The 18,518-nt window shown below is 65.2% G+C and carries 17 protein-coding genes; 9 read left to right on the plus strand and 8 right to left on the minus strand.

The features are described from left to right. Positions 1-7: 7 nt before the first annotated feature. Entirely contained in the window at positions 8-388 is a 381-nt protein-coding gene (locus tag LQZ87_RS08735; RefSeq protein ID WP_230103077.1) for a hypothetical protein, read from the minus strand. A 67-nt stretch (positions 389-455) separates the two neighbouring features. Here LQZ87_RS08735 and LQZ87_RS08740 point away from each other — a divergent pair, with 67 nt between their 5' ends. Together LQZ87_RS08740 and LQZ87_RS08745 are read left to right on the plus strand one after the other, a co-directional pair. Then, positions 456-1,400, plus strand: a complete 945-nt coding sequence (locus LQZ87_RS08740; protein ID WP_230103078.1) for an isoprenylcysteine carboxylmethyltransferase family protein — start codon at positions 456-458, stop codon at positions 1,398-1,400. Positions 1,401-1,442: 42 nt separating this feature from the next. Continuing rightward, entirely contained in the window at positions 1,443-2,102 is a 660-nt protein-coding gene (locus LQZ87_RS08745) for a DedA family protein (protein WP_230103079.1), read from the plus strand. Between the two features lie 8 nt (positions 2,103-2,110). On the opposite strand, the gene LQZ87_RS08750 is transcribed toward LQZ87_RS08745, so the two are convergent. Further along, entirely contained in the window at positions 2,111-3,484 is a 1,374-nt protein-coding gene (locus LQZ87_RS08750) for an FAD-dependent oxidoreductase (protein ID WP_230103080.1), read from the minus strand. 15 nt (positions 3,485-3,499) lie between these two features. After that, entirely contained in the window at positions 3,500-3,949 is a 450-nt protein-coding gene (locus LQZ87_RS08755; RefSeq protein WP_230103081.1) for a DUF1801 domain-containing protein, read from the minus strand. Positions 3,950-4,079: 130 nt separating this feature from the next. Here LQZ87_RS08755 and LQZ87_RS08760 point away from each other — a divergent pair, with 130 nt between their 5' ends. From LQZ87_RS08760 to LQZ87_RS08770, 3 genes are read left to right on the plus strand one after another with little or no spacing between them, the layout of a single operon-like run. Beyond that, a complete protein-coding gene (locus tag LQZ87_RS08760; protein ID WP_230103082.1) occupies positions 4,080-4,511 on the plus strand; it encodes a helix-turn-helix transcriptional regulator in 432 nt (143 codons plus the stop codon). Between the two features lie 10 nt (positions 4,512-4,521). Continuing rightward, entirely contained in the window at positions 4,522-4,926 is a 405-nt protein-coding gene (locus LQZ87_RS08765) for a VOC family protein (protein ID WP_230103083.1), read from the plus strand. A 34-nt stretch (positions 4,927-4,960) separates the two neighbouring features. Continuing rightward, positions 4,961-5,659, plus strand: coding sequence for an NAD(P)-binding domain-containing protein (locus LQZ87_RS08770; protein WP_230103084.1), 699 nt, complete (start codon positions 4,961-4,963; stop codon positions 5,657-5,659). Between the two features lie 589 nt (positions 5,660-6,248). On the opposite strand, the gene LQZ87_RS08775 is transcribed toward LQZ87_RS08770, so the two are convergent. From LQZ87_RS08775 to LQZ87_RS08790, 4 genes are all read right to left on the minus strand, one after another. Next, positions 6,249-6,428 carry a hypothetical protein gene (locus tag LQZ87_RS08775; protein ID WP_230103085.1) on the minus strand — a complete coding sequence of 60 codons (180 nt, stop codon included), beginning with the start codon at positions 6,426-6,428 and terminating at the stop codon, positions 6,249-6,251. Positions 6,429-6,564: 136 nt separating this feature from the next. Beyond that, positions 6,565-7,527 carry a bile acid:sodium symporter gene (locus LQZ87_RS08780; protein ID WP_230103086.1) on the minus strand — a complete coding sequence of 321 codons (963 nt, stop codon included), beginning with the start codon at positions 7,525-7,527 and terminating at the stop codon, positions 6,565-6,567. Between the two features lie 8 nt (positions 7,528-7,535). Next, positions 7,536-7,928 (minus strand): hypothetical protein, encoded by a 393-nt coding sequence (locus tag LQZ87_RS08785; RefSeq protein WP_230103087.1) that lies wholly within the window; start codon positions 7,926-7,928, stop codon positions 7,536-7,538. Continuing rightward, positions 7,928-8,791, minus strand: coding sequence for a Rieske 2Fe-2S domain-containing protein (locus tag LQZ87_RS08790; RefSeq protein ID WP_230103088.1), 864 nt, complete (start codon positions 8,789-8,791; stop codon positions 7,928-7,930). The genes LQZ87_RS08785 and LQZ87_RS08790 overlap by 1 nt, the downstream gene beginning before the upstream one ends. A 112-nt stretch (positions 8,792-8,903) precedes the next feature. Between LQZ87_RS08790 and LQZ87_RS08795 the strand changes: the two genes are divergently transcribed. The 4 genes from LQZ87_RS08795 to LQZ87_RS08810 all read left to right on the plus strand — a co-directional run bounded on the left by LQZ87_RS08795 (position 8,904) and on the right by LQZ87_RS08810 (position 17,600). Continuing rightward, the gene (locus LQZ87_RS08795; protein WP_230103089.1) at positions 8,904-9,473 is read left to right on the plus strand and encodes a dihydrofolate reductase family protein; all 570 of its coding nucleotides are present in this window, start codon (positions 8,904-8,906) and stop codon (positions 9,471-9,473) included. Between the two features lie 384 nt (positions 9,474-9,857). Next, positions 9,858-11,639, plus strand: a complete 1,782-nt coding sequence (locus tag LQZ87_RS08800) for a serine/threonine-protein kinase (RefSeq protein WP_230103090.1) — start codon at positions 9,858-9,860, stop codon at positions 11,637-11,639. Between the two features lie 556 nt (positions 11,640-12,195). Further along, entirely contained in the window at positions 12,196-13,284 is a 1,089-nt protein-coding gene (locus LQZ87_RS08805; protein ID WP_230103091.1) for a hypothetical protein, read from the plus strand. 1,049 nt (positions 13,285-14,333) lie between these two features. Continuing rightward, on the plus strand, positions 14,334-17,600 hold the full coding sequence (locus tag LQZ87_RS08810; RefSeq protein ID WP_230103092.1) for an NACHT domain-containing protein: 3,267 nt from the start codon (positions 14,334-14,336) through the stop codon (positions 17,598-17,600). Positions 17,601-17,682: 82 nt separating this feature from the next. Here the strand turns inward: LQZ87_RS08810 and LQZ87_RS08815 are convergent, their stop codons facing one another. Continuing rightward, positions 17,683-18,414, minus strand: coding sequence for a hypothetical protein (locus tag LQZ87_RS08815; protein ID WP_230103093.1), 732 nt, complete (start codon positions 18,412-18,414; stop codon positions 17,683-17,685). Between the last annotated feature and the right edge of the window lie 104 nt (positions 18,415-18,518).

The following is an 18,518-nucleotide window of genomic DNA, read 5'->3' on the forward strand; positions in this document are numbered from 1 at the left end:
CGTCAGCTCACCAGAAGCGCGGCGCCTCCGGCTCGGGCTTGCGGTCAGCCCCGCCCCAGCGGAGCGCCTCGTCCGTGACGGCGGATGCCGCGGCATCCGCCCCGCGCAGGGCCACATCGGCCTCGGCCGCACCGGGCCCGACAGGGTCGACCAGCAGCGTGGTGCTGAAACCCGCACGGCTGGGGTTGACCGCGCACTCCAGAACCCGACCGACCCAGGTCGCCGCTCCCGAGACGGCGGACCGGGAGTGCTCGTACCGGATCCGCGTCTCCAGATCCGTCACGGCGAGGACCGAACGCTCGCCGTTCTCATCCACCCGCTCGACTACCTCGACACGATGCCCGTGCGGGATCGGGGCGGGCATCGCGACAACGATCGTCCTGTCCATGGCTACAGCCTACGAAGACCGGCGGCAGAGGCAAGGGCTTCGCGCTGCAGACCTCTAGACTCGCTGCATGCCGTCTTCGCTGCTGTCGAGACTCGACGCGCGGACCGGCCGCCTGTACTTCACTGCGCAGGCCATCGCGGGCACCATCTGGTGGTTCGGTGTGGCCCTGTCGGAATCCGTCCGCGAACTCACACTGGGGCGCCTGGATCCGGTACTGGTGGCCGCTTTCGACATCCCGCTCTTCGTCATCGCGTCGCTGCTCGTCGCTGTCGGCGTGCGCAGGGCCGTGTGGATCGTCGTACCGTGGACCGCGGTCGTCGCTGCCGGCATGGCGCTGTACGCGACACTCACAGGGCTCGCCGGGTGGGGCGTGCTGCTCATGATCGCCGCCACCGTCGGGAGCATCGCCGCAGGGCTGCTGGTCTGGCTGGGGCGTGCTCCCACCGAGTGGATCCTCTTCGGGCCGTTCTCCTTCCGGCTCGCGACGGCGACGACGACCCGTGCGCATGTCACTCGCTCGGCCGCGCAGATCGTCGTGTTCTGGGGGCTGTTCCTCGGGGTGATCCCGGCGGTCATCGTCTTCTTCGAGCAGCGGTGGAGCCTGCACGTCGATTTCCCCGATGCGGTGCGCGTGGGCGGCGGCATCCTGTTCGTCGCCGCGGGCGCGTTGGGGCTCTGGTCCGCCGCCGTGATGTCGACGCAGGGCGAGGGCACACCACTGCCATCGGCGATGGCACGCCGGCTGGTGGTCACCGGTCCGTACCGGTTCGTCCGCAATCCGATGGCGATCGCCGGGATCGCACAGGGCGTCGCCGTGGGGCTCGCGATGGGGTCGTGGGTGGTGATCGTCTACGCCCTGAGCGGGTCGCTGATCTGGAACTGGATCGTCCGACCGCTCGAGGAGGACGACCTCGAAGCCCGCTTCGGGGCCGAGTACGTGGCGTATGCGCAGGCCGTACGGTGTTGGATCCCGCAGTTGCGTCCGTTCCACGCCGACGTGAACATCGGGTGACTCTGCGGGGATCCACAGACGGTCTTCCCTACGCTGGTGGTCATGGATGCCGGAGCCGAGAACCTCAACGCGATCGCGGCCTGGGCGGTCGCCCTCATGGAGACCCTCGGCGGAGTCGGGGCCGGCGTCGCCATCGCGCTGGAGAACCTGTTCCCGCCGCTGCCGAGCGAGATCATCCTGCCGCTGGCCGGCTTCACGGCTGCGCAGGGAACTCTGGGCCTGGTCGAGGTTCTGATCTGGACGACGGTCGGGTCGATCGTCGGCGCTCTCGCCCTGTACGGCATCGGCGCCTGGCTCGGGCGACGGCGGATGTACGCGATCGCAGAGCGCATTCCGCTGATCAAAGTCGAGGATGTCGAGCGCACGGAGGCCTGGTTCGAGAAGCACGGATCGAAGGCGGTGTTCTTCGGCCGGATGATCCCGATCTTCCGGAGCCTCATCTCGATCCCGGCGGGCATCGAACGGATGCCGTTGCTGCGCTTCACCATGCTGACCACCGCGGGGAGTGCGATCTGGAACACGATCTTCGTGCTCGCCGGCTTCTACCTCGGCGCCAACTGGCACATCGTCGAGGAGTATGCGGGCATCTTCCAGAAGGTCGTCATCGCGGTCGTCGTCATCGCCGTCGTCGCCTGGATCGTGGTGCGCGTCCGACAGCTCCGCCGCAACAGGGCGACAGCTGCCGCCGGCAGCGTCGACTGACGAACCGCTTACAACGGACGCGTCGACGCGAGCACCTCGTTGAGTGCCTCGGTGCTGGACGGATGCGTCCAGATGCTGTCGCGGAGCTCGCTCGCCGTGACGTCGTGGCGCATCGCCAGCGCGAGCAGATTGATCACTTCCTGCGCGTCGATCGAGAACACCGTGGCCCCGAGGATCAGATCGGTGTCGGCATCCACCAGCACCTTGATGAGGCCGTGGGTTTCGCCGATGATCTTCGGCCGCGGCATCGCCGCGATATCGGCGACGGCCTTCGATGCGACCCGTACGCGCCGACCGCTGGCCCGCGCTTCGTCCTCGTCCATTCCGACCCGGGCAAGCGGCGGGGTGAGGAACACCGTGTACGGGACGGCGACGCGGTCGCTCGTCGACCTCGTGCCTGAGCCGTCGAGCTGATCCATGACGATGCGGTTGTCGTCGAGGGAGATGTAGGTGAACTGCGGTCCGCCGTTCACGTCGCCCACGGCGAAGATGTGCTCGGCTGACGTTCGCAGCCTGTCATCGACGGTGATGTAGCCGCGCTCGTCCCGTTCCACACCGGCGGCGTCAAGACCGAGATCCGTCGTGACCGCCTGCCGACCGACGGCGACGAGCACGGCATCCGCGGCAAGCGCACAGCTCTCGCCTGCGACCGTCACGTCGACGCTGACGTCCGCAGAGTCCTCCCGAACGGCACGGACATCGGCGCTGAGCACGAGCTCGACGCCGGACTCCTCTAGCAGCGACCGCGCGGCATCGGCCACATCGCGGTCCTCGCGCTTCATGAACGTGTCACCGTGATCGAGCAGAGTCACTCGCGACCCGAACTTCGCGAACATGTGCGCGAACTCCAGCCCGACGTAGCCGCCGCCGACGACGATGAGCCGCTCGGGCAGCGGATCGATGTGCTGGATGGTCGTCGAGTCGAAGACGCGCGAGCTCTCGGTCGGGAACGCCGGCCGCGCCGGCTCCGTGCCCGTGTTGATGATGATGTTCGCCGCGCGGATGCTGAGGATGTCGGTGCCTGCCGAGACCTCGACGGCGTGCGGTCCCGTGAACTGTGCGCGGCCGTCGATGAGCGTGACGCTGTCGACCTCGCCGAGCATGGCGTGATTGCGCGCACGCAGTTTGTCGGTCAGCGCATCGCGCCCGGCCACAGCATCCATGAAATACGACTGCGGGTCATCGTCCTCCCGACGCTCGGATGCGCTGTGCACGAGGTCCTTCGTCGGGACGCAGGCGATGTTGATGCAGCTGCCGCCGTACATCGACGCGGATTGTTCCACGAGTGCGACGGATCGACCCTTTCTGCCGAGCGCTCCGGCGAGCGTCTTGCCGCCCTTGCCCCAGCCGATGACGAGCACGTCCACATCGATGTCTGCCATGACAGCACTCTACGATCAGGCTCCTGCCGCGCGCCTCACGACCTCGCTCAACTGCTCCCACGCCTTCTCTGTCGGGTCGATGAGCGCGTACGAGGTCGGCCAGAATCCGGTCGGCTCGTCCAGGGCGGCCTGCGCGCTCACGCCGAACGTCGAATAGCGCTCCTTGTCCATCTGGCCGCTGCGGAAGAACACCACGACCTTGCCGTCCCGCGCGTAGCCGGGCTGACCGTAGTACAGCTTCGGCGCCAGGTCCGGCGCGACGGATTCGACGATCTCGTGCAGGCGTTCGGCCATCTCGCGGTCGCCATCCGGCATCTGCGCGATCTTCGCGAGCTGCTCTGCCTTCTCGGCCGCTGCCTTCGCAGCACCCTTGGCGCGCTTGGCGTCGGCCTTGAGCTCCGCCGCACGCTGCTTCATCGCGGCGCGCTCTTCTGCGGAGAATCCTCCGGCGTCGTTCTTCGTCATGGTGCTGTCTCCTCGTCGTTTCGTTGCCGTGACCCCACGCTATCGGCGGCGGGCGCGACAGCACTTCTCGATTCCTGATGCGTTCGCCGCTCGATGTCCCGAGCGCGAGAAGGCCTGACAGGATGGACGCATGGCGGCAGCGAGCGACCGGGCGGACATCACGGTCATGCGCCGCGTGCGCGACCGGATCGACCGTGAGTTCGCGCGTCCGCTGAACGTAGAGGACCTCGCGCGCGGCGTGCACATGTCGGCCGGTCACCTGAGCCGCGAGTTCCGGCGGATCTACGGCGAGCCGCCCTACTCGTACCTGATGACGAGGCGCATCGAGCGGGCGATGACCCTGCTGCGTCGAGGCGATCTGTCCGTCACCGAGATCTGCTTCGCCGTGGGGTTCTCGTCCCTCGGCACGTTCAGCACCCGGTTCTCCGAGCTCGTCGGGGTCTCGCCGAGCGCGTACCGCGAGGACCCGTCGCACTCAGTGGACGGCGTCCCACCGTGCCTGGCCAAGCAGGTGACCAGACCGGTCAGGAATCGAGAAGCGCAGGTGACGGCATCCGCCTAGCGTGAATGCCATGAACATCAACATCCACTACGCGTTCCTGCCTCACACCGACGCCGATGCGGCGCTCGGTTTCTACCGTGATCTGCTCGGCTTCGAAGTCCGCAACGATGTCGGTTACGAGAACATGCGCTGGATCACGGTGGCACCCGAGGGCAGCTCGACATCGATCGTGCTGAGCCCGCCTGCCGTCGATCCTGGCATCAGCGATGAGGAGCGCGAGACGATCATGAACCTCATCGCCAAGGGCGTCTATGGCGCCGTCACGCTCGCCACCGACGACCTCGACGGGCTGTTCGAGAAGCTCGAAGCCGGCGGAGCCGACATCGTGCAGGAGCCGACCGATCAGGACTACGGCGTACGCGACTGCGCCTTCCGCGACCCGTCCGGCAACCTGATCCGCGTGAACCAGCTCTGACTGACTGCTCGGGCCCGGGTTCTACGATGACGGAGTGACCTCCGCGCGCACGATCCAGACTCTCGGCATTCTCGGGGCCGGTCGGCTCGGCGGCGTGCTCGCTCGGCTCGCGGCATCCGCCGGTCTGCGCGTCCTCGTCGCGCACTCGGGTGACCCCGCGGTCATCGCCGGGCGGATTCGAGCACTCGGTGCGATTGCCGCGCCTGTCGAGACCGTGATCGCCGAATCGGATGCCGTCATCCTCGCGCTTCCGCTCGGAAGATACCGGATGCTGCCCGCCGACGCGCTGCGCGGCAGGCTGGTCATCGACGCCACGAACTACTGGTGGGGCTCGGACGGCATCCGAGACGACCTCAGCGATCCGCAGACGTCGACCAGCGAGCTCGTGCAGACGCACCTCGCCGGAGCGCGGGTCGTGAAGGCGCTGAGCCACATGGGGTATCAGGACCTCGAGGATGAGGCGCGTCCGGCCGGGGCATCCGGTCGCAAGGCGATCGCCGTCGCCGGTGATAACCCGGCCGATGTCGACGTCGTGTCATCCCTCGTGGACGCGCTCGGGTTCGATCCCGTGCTCGCAGGCCCTCTTGCGTCGGGGATCATGCTCGAGCCAGGCGCTGAAGCGTTCGGTGCCGACGTCGATGCCGCCCAGCTGCGCGAGATGCTCGACGGCTTCTGGACATCGCAGCGCGGCATTGTCGTGGCGCGGGCGCGAGAAGCCGGCGGCGCGACATGATTCGCACCTGTGCATCGGGCTGACTATCCGAATGGGCGAGTGCCCGGGACCGGCGCGTCGTGCCAGTATCGCGACCATGTCCGGGCGGTTCCCGTTGCGGCGTCGGCGGCGCGAATCCGCTGCCAGTTGCGGCCGCCGCGCGCGAAAGAGGCACGCACGGACGGAGGCGCCTGCTCGTGCGGGATGGGCGTCGGGATCCATTCGCATGCCCGGACGTGCATCAGGTCGACAGCCCACGCCCCCGGATTCGCGTCGTATATCCACGCCCCGCCTATCCGGCCGAGCCACAGAGACGCATTCAGATCGCGGGTCCACACGAACGACCTGAGCGCAGCTGACGCGAATCGCTCGAGTCGTCGCGCTGCGCGCTCACCGTACGTCGCATCGGTCTGCACGATGGCGTCGGACAGCGAAGCAGGTGGATGATCGAGTCGTCCGCCGACACCGCACAGTCCTCCCTCGAGTGCCCGCGTCACGGCGATGCCGGTCGGCACATCAGGATCGCGCGAACGCATGGGTGCTCGGTATATCGTCTGCTCCGACATGGTGTCCACTCTCCTCGCCGGCCTTGATCGGCTGCTTCCGCCGGTCAGAGATCCTCGGGCGCGAGGTCGCCCTGTCCTTCGTCGCCGAGTTCCGCCTCCACAGGGTCATCGCCCTGGGTCTCGGGCTGCTCGGCCGACGATGGCAGATCGGCCTCGGGGATCTCGTCGTCCACGTCGCGGATGTCTTCGCCGGCATCAGAAGCGGCGTCCGGTGTCGATTCCATGGTTCCTCCTCGATCCCGTGGCGGGGTGCTCCAAGAGCTGATACCGCCATCACGAGCAGTCTCCCGGGGCCGAAGGTGTCGCTGTGAGGGGGTTGACAGGTCTCGGAGCGCGTGACACAACGTCCGTTTCGCGGCGCTATGCGGGGATGCTGCGTGTGCGCGCGGCCGGGATCAACCGCGGAACGACCTTCACGGCGATGACCATCACGACGAGTTCGACGAGCGTCTGCGTGACGACGATCAGCGGCGTGAGGGAGAATGCGGCGGGAAGAGCAAGAACCAGCGGCAGGACGACGAGCGAGTTTCGGGTCATGCCACTGAAGACGATCGCTCGCGAGCCCGGTGCATCGAGTCGCGCGATACGTGCTGCGGCCAGTCCGACCGGGACCATGATCGCCGCGAACAGGACGAAGACGATGATCACCAGCGGGAGCGAACCGATCCGCTCCCCCACGCCGGCGATCTGGGATGCCACGACCACAGCGAGCGTGAGCATCATCAGCGGCACCATGCTCTTTTCGACCGTGCTCAGCACCCGGCCGCCCCAGCGGGTGCGTGCTGCGGCGAGCTGCGTGAGACCGGCTGCGGCGAGCGGCAGGATGATGAGCAGCGCGAAGGCTTCAGCGAACGCCGCGAGGTCGATGCCGAGGACGAAGTCCGCACCGACGAAGGCCCAGAGGTAAAGCGGCAGAAGGAGCATCTGCGCGAGCATCAGCAGTGGCGTGGCTGCGAGCAGCCGATCTCGTGAGCCGCCGGCGAGGCCTGTGAAGACGATGACGTAGTCCACGCACGGGGTGAGCAGCACGAACAGGACACCCACGAGCAGCACCTGGTCATGGGCGACGATGCGGGACAGCATCCAGACGACGATCGGGACGACGGCGAAGTTCACGGCGAAGATCGTCGTCAGGAACCGCCAGTCGCGGAATGCCCGGCCGATCTTCGCGAACGGCACGCCGCAGAACGTCGCGTAGAGCAGCAGACCGAGCACGGGTGTGATGGCGATTTCGGCCGGCTGCGCGATGACCGGAAACAGCAGGCCGACGGCAGCGCCGATGGCGAGGGCCGCGAGATAGAGCGGAACCTGAAGACGCTCCATCTGCCCAGTCAAGCAGACAGATGCGGAACGAAGGATTCGGGGATCGTGACGTTGGCGGGGACGCCGACGAACAGCGGCGCGACCTCTTCGGGCGTGTGTCCCGCGATCCCGCAGCCGACCGGCGTGAGGAGGAAGCGGAGTTCAGGATGTGCTGCGGCGTACGCGATGAAGCTTCGGGCCTCGTCGGCGAGCACGTCGAGCCCGTTCATGGTGTCGATGGCGTACGTCTGACCGTGATGGCCATGGCCTTCGCCCCAGACCGCTCCGAAGCGCTGATGAGCCACGCGCGCAGCTCCACCGCCGTGCTGACCGCCGGAGTTGGAGCCGAACACGAAGACCTCGTCGGGGCGCAGGACGTCGACGATGTGCGGAGTGATGTCCGTATCGCAGGCTGTTGTCATCAGGTTGCGCGAACTCTGACCCGGCCGTCATCCACGCTGACCTCCCAGAGCGGTTGCGGAACGCTGGCTGGGCCGCGCTCGACCTCGCCGTCCTCCAGATGGAACCGGCTGCCGTGCCACGGACACGTGACGCAGCCGTCGGCGTCGAGGGTTCCCTCGTCGAGTGGTCCCCCGGCGTGCGTGCACACCGCCGAGATCGCGTGCAGCTCGCCGTTCTGCCGGGCGAGCAGGACGGGAACGTCTCCCACGGTCACCCGGGTGAGCGAGCCGTCTGCGAGGTCGCTCTCGGCGGCGACGTCTGTCCATTTGCGGGTCGGTCGCTGGAACGCCGTGTGGTTCACACCGATGCCACGGACGAAGGACAGGTGACCGCCGAGATAGGCGGAGCCGAGTGTGAGCGACAGGCCGAGGATGCTGAGCACGATGCCCGCTCCCCGATGGCCGCGTCGACGGGCGAGCCAGGAGCTGGCCTGCAGCACGCTCGCAGTGGCGTTGGATGCCGCGTGGATGAAGCCGACGCGCCGGTCGGCGCCGATCGTGTCGGACCAGTCTGAGGCGCCCGAGAGGGCGGCCGGCGCGGATGCCAGGATGCCGAGGCCGACGAGGCGGCGCGCAGCTGCGGCGCTCTCCTCCCCGCCTGTGAGGTCGAGTGCCACCGCAGCGCCCCAGGCGCCGATCGGGAGGTCCGTGAGCATCGGATGCAGTTGATGCCCGAGCCATGATCCGGACAGGGCGTTCTTCACGCCCTTCGACCGGGTCGCCGTCTTGACCCACCCAATCAAGGTCGTGGCTGGCGCATCCAGCTCCTTCGCTCGGCCGATCTTCTGGATCAGCGTCTTCATCGTGCCTGATGCTTCGCTCATGCCGTCTGTCTACTCGCGTGCGGTCACCGGGTCAACGGGTTGACGGTGAGACGAGCAGACCGACGGATCACCGCTCAGTTACACTCACACGCAACAGCGAAGGAGCGTCAGCATGGGCAAAGTCGCCTGGGGGTTCACCGCATCGATCGACGGGTTCATCGCCGGTCCCGGACACGATATGTCGTGGCTCGCCGCTTCCGAACCGCACGCTGAGGGCACCACAGAGCGGATGGCTTCGAAGGTGGCCGTCATCATCTCCGGCCGCGACGGGTATGACGCGGCCCAGGCACAGCGGGACGAGCGTGACGAGAGGACTGCCGAAGCCTACGGCGGAGCGTGGTCGGGGACGGAGTTCATCCTCACGCACCGGCCGGAGGAACTGGCGGACGACCCGACCGTCATCGCCGTGAACTGCTCCATCGTCGAGGCGATCGACCGCGCGCAAGCGATCGCCGGCGATCGAGACATTCAGATCATCAGCGCCGATATCGCTCGGCAGGCGCTGGAGCACGATCTCATCGACGAGCTGCAGGTGTTCGTCGCGCCCGTCTTCCTCGGCGACGGGATCCGTATCTTCGATGTCCCCGGTGGGCGCCGCTTCGACTGGGAGCTGGTCGAGATCGATGAGGCGAACAGGCGCAGTCTCGCCCGGACGTATCGACCCAAGAGCAGGACTTCCTGAAATGCCGAAGGCCCGGAGACTCGTGCGAGTTCCGGGCCTTTCGGTCGGGCTGACAGGATTTGAACCTGCGACCCCTTGACCCCCAGGCAGCCGCATGAGCCGTTTCCGTTGATTTTCCGGTGTTTCTGCGACCCTGCGGGGTCGATTTCACGTCCTGCAATGCATGGGATGCATGGTTCTGGTCCCTGTTTGGTCCCGGCCCTGGATAGCCGTTGGTCACTTCGGCGAGGTTCACGTGAGGTCGGCAGACGCCTGTCGATGGCCAGCTATAGCCCTCGTTCGTCTCGGCGCCTTCTAGCCGCTTTGAGGCTCGTCGGGGCGATCGGCCCCCGCTCACTTCAGGCGGCCGACATCAGCACCCGAGGAGATGAGTAGCGTGGGCTCATGCCGAAGCGTGAACCCTTCATCATCAATGGCGTCACCTACGAGCGTGATTCAGCCCCGGGAGAAGGCGGATCAGCCGTAGTGTGGAAGGTCCGCCGCATGCCCGACGGTCATGTGTTCGCAATCAAACGGATCAAGAAGGACCGCGACGCGGACTCAGCCCGCAACAAGCGTTTCAAGCAGGAGATTGAGTACGGACAGACATCGAATCATCCGAACGTCGTGAGTATCCACGCGTGCTCAGAGGACGAGACCTTCTTCTACTACGTCATGGACTTCTACCCAATGACACTGCGAAACGTGATCAGCGACGAAACCGATGCTGACTTGCTTCTCGAGTACACACGCCAACTCTGCGATGCTCTCGCGTACGCACATCGCGACGGCATAGTGCATCGCGACATCAAACCTGAGAATGTCCTCGTCGACCCTGACATGCGTCGGCTCGTGCTGGCCGACTTCGGCATCGCGCATTTCAAGGACTCCTCGCTCACGGCTCGCGGGGATCTACTAGTGAACCGCAACTACCTCGCTCCCGAACAAATGGTAAGGAACAACGCCCTCGCCATCGGCAAACCGGCGGACGTCTTCGCGCTCGGCCTTGTCATAGCCGAGATGTTCACGAAGCAGAACGCGCGCGGGCGACGTCATGCGCTTATCCGTGACAGGTATCCCTTCCTGGGCGACCTTGATCTAATCGTTGAGCAGATGCTGCTCCAAGACGAGGCGCAGCGGCTGCGCATTGACAGCGTTCACGGCCTGCTTCGGATGACCCTTGAGCGTATCGACGCGACAATCGCGGAGCTCATTGATGACCTGCGCCCTAACGAACCGCCCATCGACAGTTCGTCCGACGAGATCGATCGGATCCTCAGGCGTGCCGCGCGAGACGTGCTGTCGGCGAAGCAGATCTTCGAGCAGGTCGCCGATGAGGAGCTCGGCAGATTCAACCCGAATTACCATTGCGAGGTTGCGTACCGGGTGAGCACCGAGCTATTCAATACGTGTGCTCAGGCCGTTATATATGCCTCATGCAAGGCGAAATTCGACTACGAGGGCGCTGGGCGGTGGGACGAGACCGACGACGCTCTCGTCTTGTCGGCCGCCAAGCCAGAGCTTCAACGCGAACTGGAGACGATTTTGGATGACTTCCCGCTCCCACAGTCTTCACCCTGGAACGGCCTATCGCGGCAATCCGCACACCTGTTCCGCTTCTGCAAGGACTACCACTGCGAAGAGCTGCTGACGAGCATCCGTGAATCCGTCTACGGTGGAGGCAATGGCTCGTTGCGGGCAAATCTGATTAACGCCCCGATCCTTTGGATCACGGGCTGGATGCGTTCGAATCTGAACACCAACTACCTGGAGCTCAACAAAGCCGTTCGTGAAATTATCGGTTTGGAGCGTCACCTCTCGGTGCACTGGGCGGAGACACTTCCACTGGATTCCACTCGAGAAGCGGTGGGAGTCGATCTGTTAACGGAGCCGTTCAACGCCAAAGATGTCGCCGATACGCTTCAGGTACTTGAATCGAAGTGGGATGTCTCTGTGGGGCAGCTTGTAGATGGTGGGTACTCGGTCATGTTTCGCTCACGCAACACGTATCAGCACTTCCGCGGTGACGCGCTCGACCTTGCCGAACCGGGCTCAGTGTTCGAAGCCGATGTCCTCGATCTGCTCCGCCCTGAGATGGAGTTGGACGACCTGGTCGCGCTCAAGTGGGATCGGGATTTTGATGTGGCCGTCACGCTCGGGAAGGTCGTCGGCACGCGCGCACGCTAGCAGTTCGCCCATCGCGGACCGATGCCCAGACCATCCGAGACGCTAGCCGGGTTGAACGTCAACGCTGCATGCGATCGTGCCTCCCCTCCGATTCTGACAAGAATTCCCGCAGGCTCGCCGGTCGTGAGCGAACCCGCGGTAGCGGCGCTGCTCACACGAAGAGTCTGTGGGGATCGGCGTGGTTGCTGACACGGGCGCGTGCGAGATCATTTTCGTGAGAGCCTGCGAGCACTTCAGGGTCACTGGAACCGTGGTCGAGCGGCGCATCGTGGTCCGTTCATGTTTATGAGCGCGAGTCCTCCAACCCGATTGCTTCGAGGTCTCGGCGACGACCAACTCTGATCTGGAAATCGAGCGGGGTTGCTCATCCAGCTCAGATAGCCGCTTCGCTCTCGCATTGAGGACGGAGTGACAGTCTAAACAGGCGGCGGGAGCAGGTGACCGCACCGGCTGGGCACACTTATGCGCTCATCGGCCAGAATCTGCAAGCGTGAGCAGTTGGAGGTACTGTCGGCGGGCGCGGCCAGAATAGTGAGCAGATGTCGAAGGGAACCCGATGCACCTCCACCTACGCGCAGACAGCATCCATCTGAGCAAGAGCCATGCCAAGGCACTCGATGACGAGTTCTTCCTCTCTCACCCCGCCTCGTACTTCGCCTCGCGGATTTCATCGTTGCTTGCCGCGCAGCACAGTGCGGCGGCCCCGACGCCGGCCGACGAACCGGAGTTCTTTGCGGCGCTCGGGTTGACAAAGACCGACTCGTTGCTCGCATTCGCCGAACGGGATCGTCGGCTGCAGATAGCGGTCGAGGCGCTCAGCCTGCGCCACCAGGCGGCTGAAGCGCTGCTCCGCTTCATGTACGCCGTGACAGCCGCGAAGCCGAAAGAAGGCGACGCGCCGAGCACATGGCTCCTCGTTGCGGATAGCCCAAACGCCCTCATTGATGTCGTCCAGACGACCATGGCCGCCGTAAACAGCGATGAGGAGTTGTTCCTGCGATGCCTCTTCGCGCCTGGCACGCGCGTCGACGAGAACGCGGCCGCCGCTGCAGAGACCGCCGTGGCGTGGGTGAACCACGCGAGCTCGCTGCTGACGGGCGACGAGCTGTCGGTCAACGCGGCCCACAACAAGGTCAAGCATGGCCTTGCGGTGAGCGCGCGTGGCGACGTCCGCATCGAGTTCATCACGACGCCGCCCGATGACGTCGGCCGGATCCCGCTCAGCGCGTTCGGCGAAGGGAAGTCGGTGCCGATCTTCGACCGCCCGATGCTGACATACCTTAGCCGGCCCCATGTAAAGCCGAAGCAGGGAGTGGAAGCCATCTCGCTGCGGGTCGATGTGCCGATCGTGCTCGCCGAGGCCTGGATGATCGCGAACGTCTACGCCGCTATGTTCCATGCGCGGGCAAAGCGCCACTTCGGTGAGGATCTACCGGGCGGAGTGGCACCGTACCCCACCATCGTCATAGGGCGACTACCCGAGCACGTGATCGGTGGACGGCCGCTCGGATATCGGGAGGCGGTGACGCTGCCGCCCGATGGGACCACCGCTCCGCGAAGGTCCGGTCTGTTCTTCCACGGCAGCTTCATCCCGATGGACGTGGACTACGAGAGCAAGGTGAGCGGGGTTGTGATTGAGGGCTAGCGCATGGTTTCGGCGCCACATGATTCGCCTCGAACGAAGGACGTACCTGCAATGATCTGGACGAGTTTATGCGCGGTTTCGCTGAACGAAAATGGGGGAACTGATAAGCGCGCCCAGTTGCTTGTCCGGCACAGCGAGGAGACCGAGTGAACATTCCTGATATCGACTTTGCGCGCGTGCGCTCGCTGGGCGCGGGAGGCCAGCGCGACGGATACGAGCAACTCATCTGCGAGCTGGTCGCGCAAGAGCCCCCGCACGCCGACGCGAAGTTCGTGTCCCTTCACGGAGCCGGAGGCGATGGAGGCGTCGAGTGCTACTGGACCCTTCCCGGCGGCGCCGAGCACGGCTGGCAAGCGAAGTATTGGATCGGCCACGCCGACGTCGATAAGTCGCAGCTCGACGCATCCGTCAAAGCAGCCCTCACCAACCACCCGGATCTCACCAAGTACATCATCGCCATCCCCGCCGACCCGACCGGCCCCACGGGCGGCAAGGGGAAATCGCTACTGCAGAAGATAAACGACCCTGGTGGTTGGCTCGAGGGTTGGCAGACGATGGCGGCCGCCCGCGGCATGACCGTCACCTTCGAGTTCGAATGGGCGACGAACATTGCCACACGCCTAACCCGCTTGGACGCCTCCGGCGCCCAGCGGCGGTACTGGTTCGACGCCGACGTTCTCTCCCAACAGTGGTGGATCGACCGGCTGCAGGACGCGACCGAGGCTGCTCGACCTCGGTACACCCCAGAGTTGAACGTGGACGTCCCTGCCGCTCGAAGCATCGCCGCGCTCTGCTCGGACAATGAGTGGTGGCAGGTCGTCCTCGGCCAGGTCGACGAGCTCACGGAAGCGACACGACGCCTGCAGCACGCCGGAAACGATGCAACGGCCGCCGACCTGGGCGCCGCGCGCAGCGCCGCCACGACCGTCATCGACGCCCTCAAGACCTGGGAGCGCACCCGGACCGACGCTGAGTTCCGAGGTCTCGGCAAGACGCTGAAGGCCGCCTTCACAGTGGTCAGGGAACAGGAGGCCGTCGAGGTGGATCGGATGAACGCCACACACGAAAACTGGGACACCCCGGGTTGGAGGCAGTACCAGAGCGAATACATGGTCCAGTTCCCGGCCGAAGCCGTCGATGCTCTCCGTGACGTGGGCGGGAAACTCGCAACTGCGACCGAGCTCCTCATCAGCCCCCTCGGAACGCTCGCCAGCTCGCAAGTTGCGCTGATGACCGGACCCGCTGGCATCGGCAAGACCTACCTCGCCCTCGATGCCGCGACCCGGCGCCTTCAGAAAGGTCGGCCCAGCATCGTGATGCACGGTCGCTGGTTCAATGACCACGACCCACTCACCCACCTCCGCGACGTTCTCCAGATGCCAGCCGACCTGACCAGCGAGGAGACCATCGCTCTCCTGGACCAAAGCGCGCGCGCCGCAGGAGCACCCACCCTGCTCGTCATCGACGCGCTCAACGACACCCGCCCCCGGTCGGTTTGGCGGGACAACCTCGACCGCCTCATCTCCATCGTCAGCAGATACCCGCACGTTCGGTTGCTGCTGACCGCACGCACCCACTACGTCAACCAGGTCCTCCCGCCCGGCATGTCCATTCCCCGATTCGAACACACGGGATTCGAAGGCGTCGAGTTCGAGGCGGTCAGCGAATACGCCGCGTTCTACGGCCTCGAGCCTCCGACGTCACCACCGATCCACGGCGAGTTCGATAACCCGCTCTACCTCCGGTTAGTCTGCGATGCGCTGCGATCCGATGGCCGCCTCTCGCTCGACCAGGCCAACATGGGACTGGGCGAGCTCACCAAAATGGTCCTCGACCACGCGAACGAGGCCGTCAGCAACCGCATCGACGCATCAGTGTCCGACCAGATCGTTCACCGAGCGATGCACGACCTGGCCGGCGCTATCGCAGACCAGGACGGCGCCCCGCTCACCCGCCTCGCCGCGCAGGCGGTGCTGAACCCGATCTGGTCCGATAGCAGTGTGGAGAAGTCCCTGCTCGATGGACTCATCGCGCAAGGTCTTGTCGAAGAAGACGTTATCCCGGACAGCAGGCCTTACGGCACCGACATCATCACCATCACCTTCGAGCGCATCGGCCACCACTTGATCGTCTCCGACGCTCTCGCGCACGTGAACGACGCGGATGGCGTCCGCACTCAGCTGTCCGGTCGCCTCGGAGAGCTCATCGGACTCGATACGACCATCGACGTCGGACTCCTCGAAGCGGTCTCGGTGGTCGTCGCCGAACGCTTCGGGCTCGAGCTAACCGCCTTCACTGTCGAGATCCCCGACACCGCCGCCCGCGACGCTGCCGTTATCGCCGGCACGGCCTGGCGAGCTGTGTCCTCCATCACTCCCGACACGGGCAGCATCATCACCAACGCTTTGCGCCGCCGTGAGACCTTCGACGCGGGCCTCACGATGCTATTCAGGCTCGCAGCTCGCCCTGGCCACCCACTCAACGCCGACTTCCTCCACGAGTTCCTCAGCGGACTCACCATGGCGGCCCGTGATCAATTTCTGGCCGGATGGCTGCACACAAGTCACGGCACCAGCGGAGCGGTCGACCGTCTCATCCGCTGGGGAGGTGAGAAACCGCTCGACCAGGTCGGCGCGGAAACCACACGCTTGTGGGTCACCGCATTGCTGTGGGCAACTAGCGCGACGGATCGTCGCGTTCGCGAGCCAGCCACCATCGCCGCAGCCCGCCTGCTCGCGCGCCATCCTCACCAATCCGCCGCCCTGCTCGAACGATTCTGCATCGTCGACGACGAGTGGGTCGTCGAACGCGCGCTTCAGGTCTCCTACTCGGCGCTGCTGTCCAGCGGCAGCGGCGCGGACTGGACTGCAGCGGCCAGCATCGTCTGGGCCGCATTCTTCGCACCCTCCGCAGACCTGACCCCCAACGCTGCCGTTCGCGACGCCGCACGCTGCATCCTCGAAGCGGCACACGATCGCGGAGCGCTCCCCGCAGACGTCACGCCCAACCGTTTCCGACCCCCTTACAGCAGCACTTGGCCGCTGACGTGGCCAACGGAAGACGACATTGCCCCTTACGACAACAACGACTACCCGAAGCTCGTGCGCTCCACCACGGCCGACGACTTCTTCATCTACCAGCTCAAGCACGAGCTCCTTGATCGGCCAGGTGTTGACGTCGCAGCCGGCGCGCGGTGGGTGGTCGCAGAGGTCATCCGGTTCGGATACCAACCCCGCCTGCATTCAAATTTCGACGGCTACGTCCTGGGGAAGTACGGGCCGGGACGCGGGAAGCCGAAGTGGATCGAACGGATCGGCAAGAAGTACCAGTGGATCGCACTCAACCGGCTTGTCGGGCATCTATCCGACCACGCACCTAAGAAGAGAAACTCCTGGGAAGCCCCTCCGCCGGCAGTTCCTGGACCCGAATCCTCCATCGTCCGGCAGGTCGACCCCACAGTGACCGAGTTTGAACCCGCGAGCGATGCGCCCCGCCCCTGGGTGCCGGTCTACAACTGGGACGCGAAGATTGGGAGAACTGACGCTCAATGGGTGGCTGAAGACTCCGACCTGCCCACTATCGACGTCACCTCCGCCGAACGAGACGGACACCCCTTCATCGTTGTGTCGGGCTCATACAGCTGGGACCTCACCGGCGACACCACGAAGCGCACCCACCAGGTCTGGACCAACCTCTACACCCACGTGGTGAGCACCGACGATCTTCCCGCCGCCCTTGGCGAACTCGAAGGACGGGACTTGATCAACGGCCTTGGGATGTCTCGGCTCCCCACGAGCTACAACGGGTACGTCGGCGAGTACCCGTTCGGGCACCACCACGGCGAGACGCTGAGTGTCGTGAAGCACGACTGGACCGACCCACTCACCGTTCCGACGCGACCCGCAGCGTGGGAGCTGCTCGGCGAGAACGAGTACGCGCCAGGAAACCTCGAAACGATCTCGTTCGATGCCCCCGCTCCTGAGTTCTTTGGACCCGCACCAGGAATCCTCCACTGGAACGGCCGTAACGGGTGGACCGACGCGAGCGGCCAACTCATCGCTGTTCTGCGGCACTCAGTCAACGTCGGCCAGAACGAGCTCCTGATGGACGCCCATTTCCTACAGGACTGGCTCACCGCCGAGCGGAAATCGCTGATCTGGGTTGAGAACACAGGAAAGGACGTGTACCGGGAGATGGGTTGGGGCAAGTCCCATCCGGGAGCGCTCGTTCGTTCCCAAGTCCGAGCGTGGACCCCAGGTCAGAACCTACGAACCGTTCCACCCGGCTGGCAACGCATCCCCGCCCGCGACGATTGATATCGCGATCAGCTCGGCTGACAAGCACCCTTTGCCGGTGGCGACTGCCCTGGCGCGAAAGTCAAGGACGGTGAATGGGCCCTCAGAGCGGCAGATCGATGGCGCCTCCAGCCGGTGCAGTCGGATCGCCCGGCGCATTTCGAACAACGACCGAGAAGAGTGCGACCTGCACCTTGCGCCGGTCCGCGCTCCCGGCGACAAACATGTCCTGCTCCGACGCCACTTCCATCTTGACATCGAAAGCAGCCGTGGTCACGCTCGCCGCGTCCTTGATGCAGGTGTCTCGCCAAGTCTTGTCGGTCGCAGTGACACCCGATTCGCGCGTCCGCCAGAGCATGACGAAGTTCGAGACATCGTGCGGTTCCGCTGCTGACAGATCTATCGCGAGCTTCTTCGCATCACTCCTCAGTTTGCTGAGGGTGTATAACCCGAACTCGACTCGCGCTTCCTCTTTTCGTTTGCCATTGAAAAGACAGACATCAACCGATAAAGGCCGCCCCTTCTTCCCTGTTGGAAAGCTACGCTCCCAAACTGCTTCCGAACCATGTGCCGCAAAGCTGACGGCGCCGAGGCGCATGAAACCGTCAACCACAGAGACCTCGTACGAGTCGCGCTTGCCGGCATTCTTGATTGCGTCCGTCAGGATTGATGAGCCGGTCTTCGCGCGAGCCGCGGCAGACACAGATTCCTGCACCCAGCGCTCGACGTTAGCGAGTGCGACGGCCGCCTCCATCAGCATCACCAGCTCGTTCAAGTTCCCGCGCGCGGTCTGTGTCGGACGACCTGACCCCTGACGGTACGAGACGATGCGCACCAGTCGCCTCCCTTGTTCCTTGCGGTCATCCGATACCTCGGAGCCCGGTCTACTGGGAGCCCACACTATCTGCCCGTCGCCCCACGCGACGCTCAGCGTGATCC

It is taken from the genome of Microbacterium sp. Bi121 (assembly GCF_918698005.1).
Taxonomy (GTDB): domain Bacteria; phylum Actinomycetota; class Actinomycetes; order Actinomycetales; family Microbacteriaceae; genus Microbacterium.